Annotated in this window: 11 protein-coding genes; 7 read left to right on the top strand and 4 right to left on the bottom strand. The window is 28.7% G+C overall.

What is annotated here, in order from left to right:
* The first annotated feature begins 60 nt into the window (after positions 1-60).
* Together aspA and IPM32_04240 are read left to right on the top strand one after the other, a co-directional pair.
* Positions 61-1920, top strand: coding sequence for an aspartate ammonia-lyase (gene aspA / locus IPM32_04245; protein ID MBK8944464.1), 1860 nt, complete (start codon positions 61-63; stop codon positions 1918-1920).
* Between the two features lie 129 nt (positions 1921-2049).
* Positions 2050-3165 carry a T9SS type A sorting domain-containing protein gene (locus IPM32_04240; protein ID MBK8944463.1) on the top strand — a complete coding sequence of 372 codons (1116 nt, stop codon included), beginning with the start codon at positions 2050-2052 and terminating at the stop codon, positions 3163-3165.
* 71 nt (positions 3166-3236) lie between these two features.
* On the opposite strand, the gene IPM32_04235 is transcribed toward IPM32_04240, so the two are convergent.
* Entirely contained in the window at positions 3237-4217 is a 981-nt protein-coding gene (locus IPM32_04235; protein ID MBK8944462.1) for an asparaginase, read from the bottom strand.
* Positions 4218-5147, bottom strand: coding sequence for an NAD-dependent epimerase/dehydratase family protein (locus IPM32_04230; protein ID MBK8944461.1), 930 nt, complete (start codon positions 5145-5147; stop codon positions 4218-4220). It abuts the gene before it with no gap.
* Between the two features lie 762 nt (positions 5148-5909).
* Here IPM32_04230 and dnaA point away from each other — a divergent pair.
* On the top strand, positions 5910-7313 hold the full coding sequence (gene dnaA / locus IPM32_04225) for a chromosomal replication initiator protein DnaA (GenBank protein ID MBK8944460.1): 1404 nt from the start codon (positions 5910-5912) through the stop codon (positions 7311-7313).
* A gap of 55 nt (positions 7314-7368) precedes the next feature.
* On the opposite strand, the gene IPM32_04220 is transcribed toward dnaA, so the two are convergent.
* Positions 7369-7728, bottom strand: coding sequence for an MmcQ/YjbR family DNA-binding protein (locus tag IPM32_04220; GenBank protein MBK8944459.1), 360 nt, complete (start codon positions 7726-7728; stop codon positions 7369-7371).
* 112 nt (positions 7729-7840) lie between these two features.
* Here IPM32_04220 and IPM32_04215 point away from each other — a divergent pair, with 112 nt between their 5' ends.
* The 3 genes from IPM32_04215 (at position 7841) to IPM32_04205 (ending at position 11623) form a co-directional block, all read left to right on the top strand.
* Positions 7841-9907 (top strand): carboxy terminal-processing peptidase, encoded by a 2067-nt coding sequence (locus IPM32_04215; GenBank protein MBK8944458.1) that lies wholly within the window; start codon positions 7841-7843, stop codon positions 9905-9907.
* A 76-nt stretch (positions 9908-9983) separates the two neighbouring features.
* Positions 9984-10148: a hypothetical protein gene (locus tag IPM32_04210; protein MBK8944457.1), complete on the top strand. Its 165-nt coding sequence runs from the start codon at positions 9984-9986 to the stop codon at positions 10146-10148.
* 128 nt (positions 10149-10276) lie between these two features.
* Positions 10277-11623, top strand: a complete 1347-nt coding sequence (locus IPM32_04205) for a lysine 2,3-aminomutase (GenBank protein MBK8944456.1) — start codon at positions 10277-10279, stop codon at positions 11621-11623.
* A gap of 176 nt (positions 11624-11799) precedes the next feature.
* Here the strand turns inward: IPM32_04205 and IPM32_04200 are convergent, their stop codons facing one another.
* Entirely contained in the window at positions 11800-12342 is a 543-nt protein-coding gene (locus IPM32_04200) for a NifU family protein (GenBank protein ID MBK8944455.1), read from the bottom strand.
* Positions 12343-12624: 282 nt separating this feature from the next.
* On the opposite strand from IPM32_04200, the gene htpX reads away from it, so the two are divergent.
* Positions 12625-13458 (top strand): zinc metalloprotease HtpX, encoded by an 834-nt coding sequence (gene htpX, locus IPM32_04195; GenBank protein ID MBK8944454.1) that lies wholly within the window; start codon positions 12625-12627, stop codon positions 13456-13458.
* Positions 13459-13800: the final 342 nt, after the last annotated feature.

Below are 13800 nucleotides of genomic sequence, written 5' to 3'. Positions count from 1 at the left end.
TAAAGACGAAATGGAAATTCATTTTGTTACAAAAAAAATAAAAAATTTTTAGGAGTTTTTATGAGTGTTGCAGATATTAAGGAATTTATCAAAAAAGTTGAATTGTTTAACAATTTTACAGATGAAGAACTTAACATTGTTGCGGAAAAGATGGTGATTGAATCTTATGAAAAAGATGCAATTCTATTTAGTGAAAATAATCCGCATGAAGTTTTGTTCATAATTTATGAAGGTGAAGTTGAGTTGTTTAAAAGAACTCCGTTTGGACAAGAAAAAAGATTAGCATTTTTTTCAAAGTATGATTTTCTCGGAGAAGGCTCGTTGATTGATGATTCTCCACATTCAACATCTGCAAGAACTTTATTAAACACAAAAATTATAATTATTGATAAGTTGGAATTAACTAATATTTCTAACAAACACGGAGAAATTGCAGTAAAACTTTATTCAACAATTTCGCGCGTAATTTCCAGAAGGATGAAAAGGACAAATATCAATGCGGTAAATATTGGTGACCAGTATGAATCTGGAAGAACAAGAAAAGAGCATGATCTTTTAGGCGATAGAAATGTTCCACAAGAAAGATATTATGGAATTCAAACTTTGCGTGCATTAGAGAATTTTAATATAAGCGGACAAAGTATTAATACCTTTCCAAATTTAGTTTCTGCGTTGGGAATTGTTAAAATGGCTGCAGCAAAAGCTAATTATGATTTAGGACTTTTATCAAAACCTGTAGCCGATGCAATAATTGAAGCTTGCAATGAAATCATTAATGGAAAACTACACACAAATTTCGTCGTCGATATGATTCAAGGCGGCGCCGGAACTTCCACAAATATGAATGCAAATGAAGTTATTGCAAACAGAGCTTTGGAATTATTAGATAGAGAAAAAGGAGACTATAAATACTGTCATCCGAATAATCATGTAAATCTTTCACAATCTACAAATGATGCATATCCAACAGCAGTGAAAATTGCAATTATAAAATCGAACGAAAGTTTAATATTTGTATTAAAGGAGTTGATTGAATCTTTCAGAGAAAAAGGAAAAGAATTTTCTAATATAATTAAGATGGGAAGAACGCAATTACAAGATGCAGTTCCAATGACTTTAGGACAAGAATTTGAAGCTTACGCTGTAACACTTGGTGAAGAAATTCAGCGACTTGAGCAAAATGCTAATTTATTTTTAGAAGTAAATATGGGCGCAACCGCAATTGGTACTGGAATTAATGCTCCAATTGGATATAGAGAAAAATGTATTGAACATTTAAGAGAAATTACAAATTTAGAAATTGTTAGTGCAACAAATTTAGTTGAAGCTACTCAAGATACTGGTGCGTTTGTAATTTATTCATCAGCAATAAAAAGATTGGCAGTAAAACTTTCAAAAATTTCTAATGATTTAAGATTACTTTCTTCGGGACCACGAACCGGAATTAACGAAATTAATTTACCGCCGATGCAGCCGGGTTCATCAATAATGCCGGGAAAAGTAAATCCAGTAATTCCCGAAGTTGTAAATCAAATTGCATTTAAAGTTATTGGAAATGATTTAACCGTTACACTTGGCGCAGAAGCCGGACAACTTGAACTTAACGTAATGGAACCAATAATTACTCAAAGTATTTTTGAATCAATTTCAATGTTGATAAACGGAATGACAACTTTAAAATATAAATGTATTGATGGAATTACAGCAAATGCCGATCATTGTGCAAATTTGGTGAAAAATAGTATTGGATTAATTACAGCTTTAAATCCGGTTTTGGGTTATGAGACAAGCACACAGCTTGCAAAAGAAGCTTTGGAAAATAACCGAGGAGTTTATGAATTGGTTTTAGAAAAGGGATTATTATCGGTTGAAGAATTAGATAAATTACTTGCACCGGAAAATATGGTCGGAAAAGTTTAATTCAAAATATTTATTTGTAATTCCAAATTTAAATTTGGTAATTCTAAGTTCTTAAGATACTTATGAAATAAATAATTTTAAGATCTATAAAAAAGATTAAAATCAGTATAATTAGTAAGAGTAAAATAAATGAAGAAAATCATATTTCTGATTATTCTAACAATTAGTTATTTATGTGTTTTTGCTAAGCAAGATGATACAGTAAAAGTTATGCAATCAGATAAAGTTCCTGTAATTGACGGAATAAGTAATGATATTGCTTGGGAAAAAGCCAGTTGGCAAAGTATTGATCAAGTTTGGATTCCTTGGGGAAATTATGTTGATTCTTCTGATTATTATGGAAACTACAAAGTACTTTGGTCACCCGAAACAAATCTTTTATACTTTTTGGTAGAAATTTATGATGATGTTTGGGTTGATGGTTTTGAATTTAAAGGAAGTAATGAAAGTTATAATTTTGACATAATTGAAGTTTTTATTGATCAAGATAATTCTGGCGGTGTACATATATTTGATGATAAAGTTGCTGGAACTATTTCCGAAGATGCATTTTCCTATCATATTTCAATCGATTTTCCTTCTGAAGATAGTGTCAATTCAAACTTTGTTGCTTTAGATTTTGACGGAACTGGCTGGGCAAATAATTTAATAATAAATTATACAAAACATTTTCCAGAATTAGTTTTGCGTAAAAGCGGTGATAAGTACTGTTGGGAATTTTCGTTGAAGGTTTTTGATAATACTTATGATAATGAAAGTCCAGAAGCATCAAGAGTTATATTAAAACAAAATGATATTATTGGACTTTCAGTAGCGTATTGTGATAATGACGATCCAAACGAAACTCCAAAGTTAAGAGATAATTTTTTCGGTTCAGTTTTTGTAACGGAGGAAAATTATAATAACCATTGGATGAATAGTGATGATTATGGAATTTTGCAATTAATTGGAAATCCAACATCTATTAAAAATGATAATAATCAATCCCAAACAGATTTTGAAATATATCCTAATCCATCTTATGGAAATTTAAAATACTCTGTTAAGAATGAACAGTTGGGTGAATTAAATATTAGAATATTTAATATTCTCGGGCAGCAAGTGTATAAATTTTCCAGATCAAAAAATAATTATGAAAATTCAGATAATCTTAATTTAGAATTTTTATCGAGTGGGACTTATATAATTTCGGCAGAGATTAATAACATTACATTAAATAGAATTTTCAACTTTTTAGAAAATTAATTTCATTCTGTTATTAACATTAAAAAAAAAATTACAACATAATTTATTTTGAGAACTAAATTTAGAAAACTTTAATTCTCAAATATTTTTTTCAATTCTGTGTACTTTAATCCTTTTCCCAAAGCTAGCATTAATTTAATTCTGGCTTTTTGTCCGTTTAAATAATCAGAAAATATTACTCCAGATTTCTTCAACCATTTTCCTGCACCTTCATAACTGTAAATATCCAAAGTTTCTCCTGCGGGGCAACGAGAAACTAAAACTACTGGAATATTTTTACTCAACACATATTTAATTCCTTCAAATGCTGGCGGCGGAACATTTCCAACTCCCAAAGCTTCGACAACTAATCCATCAATTTTTGTATCGGCAATAAGTTTAAAAATATTTTCTTTAATTCCGGCATAAACTTTTATTATATCAACATTGGAATTTATTTTATCGGTTTCAATTTTTTCTAATTTTCTCGGCAAACGATTAAACCAAACTTTCCCTTTATCAATAAATCCCAATGCGCCAAAATCTAAACTGTGAAATGTTTCAATATCTTCGGTGTGAGTTTTTGTTACTTCGCTTGCAGCATTTATTTCTCCGTTTAGACAAACCAAAACTCCCAAATTTTTACTGTTTTCATTATTACAAATACTAATTGCATTAATTAAATTTTTGGGTCCGTCCCAATCCGGTTCGGTGCTTGTTTTCATTGCACCAATTATTACAATTGGTTTTTCTGTATTAATTGTAAGATCAAGCAAATATGCTGTTTCTTCAAGTGTGTCGGTTCCGTGAGTTACAATAATTCCATCAACATTTTTTTTCTTTACAAATTTTTGAATTGTTTGAGAAAGTTTTAACATTAATTCCGGTGTCATGTGCGGACCGGGAAAATTTCCAAAATTATAAATAGAAATATTTGCCAATCCTTTTGCTTCGGGAATCATTTCAATTAATTCTTCGCCGTGGAAATATGGAATTGCACCACCGGTTTCTTTATCAATTTTCATTGAAAAAGTTCCACCGGTAAACACTATTAGAATATTTTTCTTTTTCATTTATTTATTCAGATTTTCAAAATATTTTATTGTTGTTTCTAAAGATGAAGTTAAATCGTGTGAAGGATTAAATTTTAAATTCTCTCTTGTTTCTTTAATAGATGCTAAACTATGTTTAATATCTCCGGGTCGTATTGGTTGATAAACAATTTCACTTTTTGAGTTTGTAGTTTTGATTATTAGTTTTGCTAAATCATTTATTGTAATTGCTCGCTCGTTTGCAACATTAAAAACGCCTATTACATTTTCTGAATTTGCGGCTAAAACATTTGCTGCAACAACATCTTTTACATAAACAAAATCGCGAGTTTGTTCACCATCGCCATAAACTATTATTGGTTCATTTTTTAAAGCTTTATAAACAAAAATTGGAATTGCTGCAGCATATTGACTTTTAGGATCTTGACGCGGACCAAAAACATTAAAATATCTTAACGAAGTTGTTTGCAAACCATATTGCTCAAAATACATTTGAAGATAATATTCGCCGTCAAGTTTTGTAATTCCATATGGAGTTTGAGGTTTTGGTCTCATAGAAATATCTTTTGGCAAACGAGGATCATCACCGTAAATTGCTGCTGAACTTGAATGAACAACTTTCTTAATTCCGTGTAATTTTGCTGCATCCAAAACATTTAACAAACCTTTTACATTTATATCTAAACATTCATCGGGCTTTTCTAAAGATTCCGGAACAGAAATTAATGCCGCAAGATGAAAAACATAATCCGTGTTTTCCAAAACTTTACTCACAAAATTTTTATCAGTAATTGAGCCTTTTTGAAAAACCACATTTTTAAAATTTGCAATATTTTTTTCAAATCCGCTTCTTAAATTATCTAAAACATGAACTTCTGCACCATTATTTGACCAATATTCAACAATATGACTTCCAATAAATCCCGCACCTCCAGTAACAACAATTTTCATAAAATTCCTCTCAAAAATTTAAAATGTTTAGAAAAATAAGCAAATTTTAATGGTTTATATAATTACAAATTAGTTGAATTTTTTTTGTAATATCTAATCAAATTTTCAATTTTTTCATTTACCGTAACGTTAAATAAAATAATAAGTTAACAAAATATTTTTAACAAATTGGTTTTAAGAAAATAAATATTTCTCTTACATAATCGAAACTCATCAAATTTTATTTTATTATAAAATAATGTTTTACAGAAATTGTAAATAATTAATTTGTTCAAAAAAAATAATTCCAATAATTTGGACTAATCAGAAGCAGCAAGTTTATAATTGTTTTGGTTATAAAAAAACTTAAATAAACATTTTTATTCCTTTTAATTATCAATATTTCTGACTTCTTTCAACTCGCAACATTAAATAAAAATTTTATTTTATTATAAAACAATACATTATAAAATTGTTGAAAAATTAATTTGTGCGAGATGATTTTTAATCATATTTTGATTCAAAGTTGAACACCACAATCATTGTTGATAACTTGTTAATAATTTGAAATCGTGAAACGTTTCATGCTGTAAATTCAAAGATTTCTTTCTCGGTTTACGGTAATTATTTGTGATTAAGTATTAAATACATTTTGTAAATTGTTAAAATTAAACAAGTTAGTTGCAAATTTCAAATGTGGATAATTTGTTGATAATACAAATTGAAGAAAATTAAATCGAACATTAAATGCTATTTTAATCATCTTTTTTCTTGATAAAATCTGTGGATAACTTAAAAATTTCGATAAATTCTGTGGCAAAATTGCAAGATAACAGTTCTATTCCGATTTGGAAGGAATGTTTAAAATTGATAAAGCAAAACGTATCAAATATAACATACAATACTTGGTTTTTACCAATTAAACCTTATGATTGGGATGGTAGAACTTTAAGAATTTCGGTGCCAAATAATTTCTTTATTGAGTGGATAGAAGAACATTACAACACATTAATTAATAAAACTTTAAATCAAGTTTTAGGTCCGGAAGCAAAATTAATTTATATAATAAATGAGGAAGAAAAAGAAGATCTTCAATTATTTGATCCGCCAATTGTTGAAAAAACTAAAATTGCAGAAAAATCAGTTGAGTTAGAATTTGAATCAAATATTAGTCCGCGTTACACTTTTGATAATTTTATAAAAGGAGAATCAAATCAACTTGCGCGAGCTGCTGCAATTGCAATTTCTGATAATCCGGGAGAAACTTCCTTTAATCCGTTTTTTATTTACGGCGGAGTTGGTTTAGGAAAAACACATTTAATACAAGCAATTGGAAATAACATTCTTGGAAAATATCCAAATAAAAAGATTATATATCTTTCAGCAGATATTTTTACAACACAATTTGTTGAAGCAATTCAATCAAATAATGTTGGTGAGTTTTCAAGTTTTTATAATGATATGGATGTTTTAATAATTGATGATATTCAATTCTTAACCGGAAGAGAAAAGACCCAAGATCTGTTTTTCCACATTTTTAATAATCTTCATCAATCAAGAAAACAAATAATTTTATCAAGTGATAGACCGCCAAAAGATCTAAAGGGAATGAACGATAGATTAATTTCAAGATTTCAATGGGGATTAACAGCAGATATTCAAGCTCCGGATTTTGAAACTAGAATTGCAATTCTTAAGAATAAAAGCAATAGTTTCGGAATTTCGCTTTCTAATGAAATTTTGGATTACATCGCTTATAACATTACTTCAAACATAAGAGAATTAGAAGGTTGCTTAATTAAATTATTGGCAAATTCTTCTTTAAGCGGAAGAGAAATTGATTTTGAACTAACCAGAAAAACTGTTAACGAAATTTCTACAAGAAAAGAAGTAAATGTTTCAATTGATAGTATTACAAAAATTGTATGCCAAGAATTTAAAGTTGATGAAAATAAAGTTCGTGAAAAAAATAGAAAAAAAGAAGTGGTTTTAGCTCGACAAATTGCAATGTATTTATCAAAAAAATTAACAAAAGCTTCATTAAAGACCATAGGTCTTCATTTTGGCGGAAGAGATCATTCTACTGTAATTCATGCTTTTACAAATATTGAAAAATTAACTTCTGAAGATATACAACTTAACGAAGTGGTCAGCGGTTTAAAGAATAAACTCGAGTTGTGGGTATAGACTTCTGTTAGTTAATGAATGCGAGATAATTTGACCGGGGAAAATCCTCGGTCAATTATCTAAAACTTTTCTCAATTAAATCCCTTTCTTTCTTTGGTAACTTTTCGAAAACTAAATTATATGAATCATCAATTAGCTTAAAAATAAATTTATTACCTAATTTCCCATTTAATTTAATGGTAATCCAATACTTTTTATTCATGTGATATCCGGGCAAAATTTCTTCATGTTCTTCAATCAAATTTATAACATCTTCCGGTTCGCATTTCAAATTTATTCGTAAGGGAGATTCTAAACTAACCAAACAAAACATTTTACTTCCAACTTTAAATACCAAAGTTTCATTATCAAAAGGAAAATCTTCTTTTACACCATTTTTAGTTAAGCAATATTCTCTTAATTTTTCCAGTTCCATATCATTACCTTATTTTTTGGAATGTAAATTTCTTATATTTCCCAATTCATCAATGAAACATTAATTTGTTTTTATTGTAACAAACCTTACGCTTAAAAATAGGATTATTTTAATGAAGAAATATATAATTCTCTTAACTGTATTTTTTGTTTTAAATAATTGTCAGAAAAATATTTCCGAAGAATTACACGCGCAAAATCAAATTTTAGACTCAAACAAAGTTGTTGAACCGTTAGATTTTTATCCGGAAATAAATAAAATGGTAACAACAATATTATCGCGTTATCATTATAAAAAATTTGATCTTGATGATTCTCTATCATCAGTTATTTTTGATAACTATATAAATTCTTTGGATTATAACAAATCGTATTTTCTAAAAAGCGATATTGATGAATTTGAAAAATATAGATTTGCAATTGATGAAAATCTGCATTTCGGAAATCTTGATGCGGCATTTAAAATTTTTAATGTTTACAAAACAAGAATGAATGAAAGAATGAAATACGTTTTTGGCAGATTAAACAAAGAGTTTGATTTTACAAAAAATGAAACTTATCAAATTAATAGAGATAAAGAACCATGGCCAATTTCTGAAAATGAACTTAACGAAGTTTGGAGAAAGAAATTAAAAAATGAAGCTTTAAATTTAAAACTTAGCGGGAAAGAATGGGATAAAACAAAAGAGACTTTAGTAAATCGATATAAAAATTATCATAAAGCGATTTTGCAATTTAAATCCGAAGATGTTTTACAGCTTTATCTAAATTCGTTTGCAGATGCAATTGATCCGCACTCAAATTATTTAGCTCCGAGAACTTCTGAAAATTTTAACATCAGAATGAAACTCTCTTTAGAAGGAATTGGAGCAACTTTGCAGACTGATAATGATTACACAAAAGTTGTTAATATAGTTCCCGGCGGTCCTGCATTCAAAGCAGATAATATTCATGCAGATGATTTAATTATTGCTGTCGGACAAGGCGATGAAGAATTAGTTGATGTTATAGGTTGGAGAATTGATGATGTTGTCGATTTAATTCGTGGTGATAAAGGAACAAAAGTTCGCTTATCAGTTTTACGTGCGAAAAATGGAATTGATTCAAAACCCGATACGATTTCAATTATTAGAGATAAAGTAAAATTAGAAGAACAAGCAGCACAGAAAAAAATTATAACAATAAATGAAGATAATGTTGATTATAAATTAGGCGTAATTGAAATTCCAAGTTTCTATGTTGATTTTGATGCTAAAAGAAATGGTGATCCGGATTTTAGAAGTACAACTCGTGATGTTTCAAAAATTTTACGTGAATTGAAGAAAGAAAAAGTTGACGGTGTTATTATCGATTTAAGAAATAATGGCGGTGGTGCTCTTGATGAAGCTGTTGAATTAACCGGATTATTTATAAAAGATGGACCAGTGGTTCAAGTTAGGCAGTCAAATGGAAATGTTACAGTTGAAAAAGATCCTGATCCAACGATTATTTATGATGGACCTTTAGCAGTTGTTATAAATAGATATAGCGCTTCAGCTTCTGAGATTTTTTCTGGTGCAATTCAAGATTACGGAAGAGGAATTGTTTTAGGTGAACAATCTTATGGCAAAGGTACTGTTCAAAATTTAATTGGATTAGAAAGATTTGTTCCATCTGCTGGAGATCAAAGTGGACAGTTAAAACTCACAATTGCAAAATATTATAGAATAAATGGAAGCAGTACGCAAAATCTCGGTGTAATTCCAGATGTGCAATTTCCAACTGCTTTAGATCCGAGTGAATATGGAGAAAGTTCAATGCCAAGTGCATTAAAATGGGACCAAATTCAAACAAGTCAATTTAAAAAATATGGAGATTTTACAAAAATTCTTCCAAGTTTAATTGAAAATCATAAGGATAGAATTTTAAAGGAACCGGAGTTTAATTATATTCTTGAAGACATTAAAGAATACATAGAAAATAAGAATAAAGTTGAATTTTCATTAAATGAGGAAATTAGAAAAAAAGAGCGTGATGAACGTGAACAAAAAAGAAAACAGAGAGAAGAAGAAAGAGCAAAATTAAATAAAATTGAAATAATCGATAAAAAAGAAGTAACTAAAAAAAGTTTAAAAGTTGAAGATCCGTATTTGGAAGAAAGCGGACATATTTTGGTTGATTTGCTCCAAACTCAAAGTTGATAAAGTAAAAGTTATTGCATTTCATCTTTAGCTTTTTTTTAGTAATTTTAAAAGTAAATTTTGGGAGAAAATAAAAATGGCAAAAAAGCAAACATTTGCAGATAAAGCAAAAAACGTTGGTAAAAAAGTTGACGTTAATGTAAAAGTTGTAAGAACTATGAAATCTGATAAGGGAAGTTATAAATTTCAAGAAAGTTTTGTAAAAATTGACGATATCAGCAAAGTAAATACAATTAAATAAAAAGGCGGCATATGCCGCTTTTCTCAAATTTCCTTTTCTCAATCTCGTTTTAAGTTAGTTTCCTTTTTTATAATCAAATCTTCGCAAAGCGGATTTTTAGTTAAATTAAAAATAAGTAAGGAGGAAATATGAATACTCCAAAACTGAAAATATTTCAACTAAAAGATTTATATAATATTCCACAACTAAAAATACTTCCTAAAACCGAAATTTTTAATATGGAAGTAGTTGCAAATGTTCTTCCTTTTAGAGTAAATAATTATGTTATTGAAGAATTAATTGATTGGTCGAACATTCCGGAAGATCCAATATTTCAATTAACTTTTATGCATAAGGATATGTTAAGTCCACCGTATTTTAATAAAATTGCCGAAGCAATAAAAAATCAATTATCTCCCCAAAAAATAAAAGTAATTTCTGATGAAATCAGAATGCAATTAAATCCGCATCCGGCGGGACAATTAACGGCAAATGTTCCATATCTTGATAACTTTCCCATAAATGGTTTGCAACATAAATATAAAGAAACAGTTTTGATTTTTCCATCCGGTGGACAAACTTGTCATTCCTATTGTTCATTTTGTTTCAGATGGGCGCAGTTTGTTGGAATTGATAATTTAAAATTCGCAACTGATGAATCAAAAAGATTCCAAGAATATATTAAAAAACATAAAGAAATTTCTGATATACTTTTTACCGGAGGAGATCCAATGGTAATGAAATATCAGAAATTAAAAATTTATTTAGAACCATTTTTATCACATCAGTTTGAGCACATTCAAAATATAAGAATCGGAACAAAATCTTTAGCTTATTGGCCTTATAGATTTGTTACGGATAACGATGCTGATGATATTTTAAAACTATTTGAAAGAATTATTAAATCCGGAAAACATATTGCAATAATGGCGCACTTTAGTCATTATAAAGAACTTCAAACAAAAATTGTTGATGAAGCAATAAGAAAATTGCGAAATATTGGTGTAGAAATTAGAACACAATCTCCGGTAATAAAACATGTTAATGATAAATCGGAAATTTGGGAAAAAATGTGGAAAGAGCAAGTACGAATGGGGTTAATTCCATATTATATGTTTGTAGAAAGAAATACCGGTGCAAAAAAATATTTTGAAATTCCGATTGCACAGGTATTTAAAATTTACAAAAGTGCATTTAGTAAATTATCTGGATTATCAAGAACTGCAAAAGGACCAGTAATGTCTGCATTACCGGGAAAAGTTGCAATTGAAGGAGTTGCAGAAATTAATGACGAAAAAGTATTTGTACTAAATTTGCTTCAAGCAAGAAACCCGGATTGGGTTAAGAAACCGTTTTTTGCATCTTATGATCCAACCGCAACATGGTTTACACATTTAACTCCAGCATTCGGAAATGAAGAATTTTTCTTTGATGAAGAATTAACAAATTTCTTAACTGAAAAAAATGAAATGTATTTAAGCAGTTTAATAAATTAATAGACCAAAGATATTCAATTTTATATAATTTTTAAGTTGAACAAGGCGAAAGGATTTATAACAGAATAAATTTGGAATATTTGTTTTCTCTAAACAAATTTGGATCAATTATGTAACCTCAGCTTATTGAAAAATAATAAATCCCAACAATATAAGAGTTGGGATTTATTAAAAATTTATCCGCTTACAACCTCCATAAAAGGATCAATTTCACGTTTTAGTAAATTTTCAATTGCAACTAAAGTTCCTTGAATTGCGCTTGGACAAGTTCCACAGGCTCCTTGATATCTGATTGTTAAAGTTTTATCATGCAAATCTAAAACTTGCAACCCTCCACCATCTCCGGCCAGTGCCGGTCGAACTCTTTTATCTAGTAAGTCATTAATTTGCTTAAGTAACTCAGTATCATTTTCTATTGAAGAAGAATTTTCAGATTCTTGTGGAATTAAATCTTTGTTAAAATTTTTAATCAAATTTACAAATGGCATTTGAATTTTTCCCCAACTTGTATTTGGCTCTTTTTCAATGGTTATAAATCTATCCATGTAAAAAACAGATACAACTCCGGGTAATTCAAAAATTGCCTTAGCAAGTGGATCGATTTCTGATTCTTCCTTACTTTTGAAACTTCTTGTTTCTCTATTTAATAATTTTTCACTTAAGATAAATTTCAGAGCTTGAGGATTTGGGGTTAAATCAACATCTTTTACCATCAACATGGTTTATTCCTTATTTTTTTTCAATACACAATTAATTGTATTAAAAAAGAAATAACTTTTCAAGAGCAAATCTTAACACAGGTTAATTAATGTAAATGTTGAAATTTGTTAATGAAACATTTTAAAATAAATATTGTAAAATTTCTCAAACTTTTAAAAACAACATAATTAAAAAATCAGCAGGTTTTTATATTTACAAAAATTATTCAATTTTGATTTTGCTTGTATTTTAATTAAGAAAATGTTTAATTTTTAACAAATTACAAAATAAAAGGTTTAAAAATGCAAAGTAACTTTAGAACATTTTTACTAATGATGGGGTTAACACTTCTATTTATATATATAGGAGGAATTATTGGCGGAAAAAGTGGAACTATTATAGCATTAGTAATTGCAGCAGGAATGAATTTTTACAGCTATTGGTTTAGTGATAAAATGGTTTTAAGTAGATATAAAGCAAATGAAATTGGTCCAAATCATCCAAGCGGACTTTATGAAATGGTAGAAAAATTAGCTAACAATGCTCAATTGCCAATGCCAAAAGTTTATATTACTCCCGAACAAACTCCAAATGCTTTTGCAACCGGGAGAAATCCCCAACATGCTGCTGTTGCAGCAACTCAAGGGATTTTAAGAATTTTATCTAAAGATGAACTTGAAGGTGTTATGGCTCATGAATTGGCTCATGTAAAGCATCGTGATATTTTAACTAGCGCAGTTGCAGCTACTTTTGCTGGAGCTTTGGCAACATTGGGACAAATAGCGCACTTCAGTTCTGATAGAAGAGAAAATCCAATGGCGGGATTATTTATGATGATTTTAGCTCCAATTGCCGGAATGATAATTAGAATGGCAATTTCGCGGGTAAGAGAATTTGCTGCAGACAAAGGTGGCGCAGAAATATCCGGGAAACCAATAGGTTTAGCTACAGCACTTTATAAACTACAAAACGGAGTTCAACAAAATCCTATGAGAACCGGAAGAGAATCAGATTCGCACATGTTTATTATAAATCCATTTTTTGGCGGAATGCAAAAATTATTTTCTACCCACCCATCTACAGAAGAAAGAATAAAAAGATTGGAAGAAATTGCTGGACAAAAAATATTTAATTAAAATTTAACAATTCTACTTCTCACAAATGTTGTCATTTCAAAAGTGACAACATTTTAAAATTAAAAATCCCAAACTTTCTCAGCATTATTTTCATTTCAAATTAATTAAAGAATTATCCTAATTATAAATATTTAACTCTATAATTTAAAATAATTATTTAGGCATTTCATATAAATTGTCTAATAATACTATGTGATTTTGTTAAAATACAATAATTATTTAGATAAAAACTTGACAAAATAAAATTTTATTATATCTTTGCGTATAGAATTCTAAATTATTAAGGCAAAAAACTAAATACAACGAATAAATTTTAAGTATTTCTATCAAATAGGAGAATAA

This window comes from Ignavibacteriota bacterium (assembly GCA_016716225.1).
Taxonomy (GTDB): Bacteria; Bacteroidota; Ignavibacteria; order Ignavibacteriales; family Melioribacteraceae.
Note: the sequence above shows the minus strand (reverse complement) of the source record. Positions and strands in the feature narration are given on the sequence as shown.

Excerpts from the sequence above, each read along its gene's own strand:
- IPM32_04235 (MBK8944462.1), bottom strand. The coding sequence starts at position 4,217 with ATGAAAAAGAAAAATATTCTAATAGTGTTTACCGGTGGAACTTTTTCA.
- IPM32_04240 (MBK8944463.1), top strand. The coding sequence starts at position 2,050 with ATGAAGAAAATCATATTTCTGATTATTCTAACAATTAGTTATTTATGT.
- IPM32_04215 (MBK8944458.1), top strand. The coding sequence starts at position 7,841 with ATGAAGAAATATATAATTCTCTTAACTGTATTTTTTGTTTTAAATAAT.
- aspA (MBK8944464.1), top strand. The coding sequence starts at position 61 with ATGAGTGTTGCAGATATTAAGGAATTTATCAAAAAAGTTGAATTGTTT.
- IPM32_04220 (MBK8944459.1), bottom strand. The coding sequence starts at position 7,728 with ATGGAACTGGAAAAATTAAGAGAATATTGCTTAACTAAAAATGGTGTA.
- htpX (MBK8944454.1), top strand. The coding sequence starts at position 12,625 with ATGCAAAGTAACTTTAGAACATTTTTACTAATGATGGGGTTAACACTT.
- IPM32_04205 (MBK8944456.1), top strand. The coding sequence starts at position 10,277 with ATGAATACTCCAAAACTGAAAATATTTCAACTAAAAGATTTATATAAT.
- IPM32_04230 (MBK8944461.1), bottom strand. The coding sequence starts at position 5,147 with ATGAAAATTGTTGTTACTGGAGGTGCGGGATTTATTGGAAGTCATATT.
- IPM32_04210 (MBK8944457.1), top strand. The coding sequence starts at position 9,984 with ATGGCAAAAAAGCAAACATTTGCAGATAAAGCAAAAAACGTTGGTAAA.
- IPM32_04200 (MBK8944455.1), bottom strand. The coding sequence starts at position 12,342 with ATGTTGATGGTAAAAGATGTTGATTTAACCCCAAATCCTCAAGCTCTG.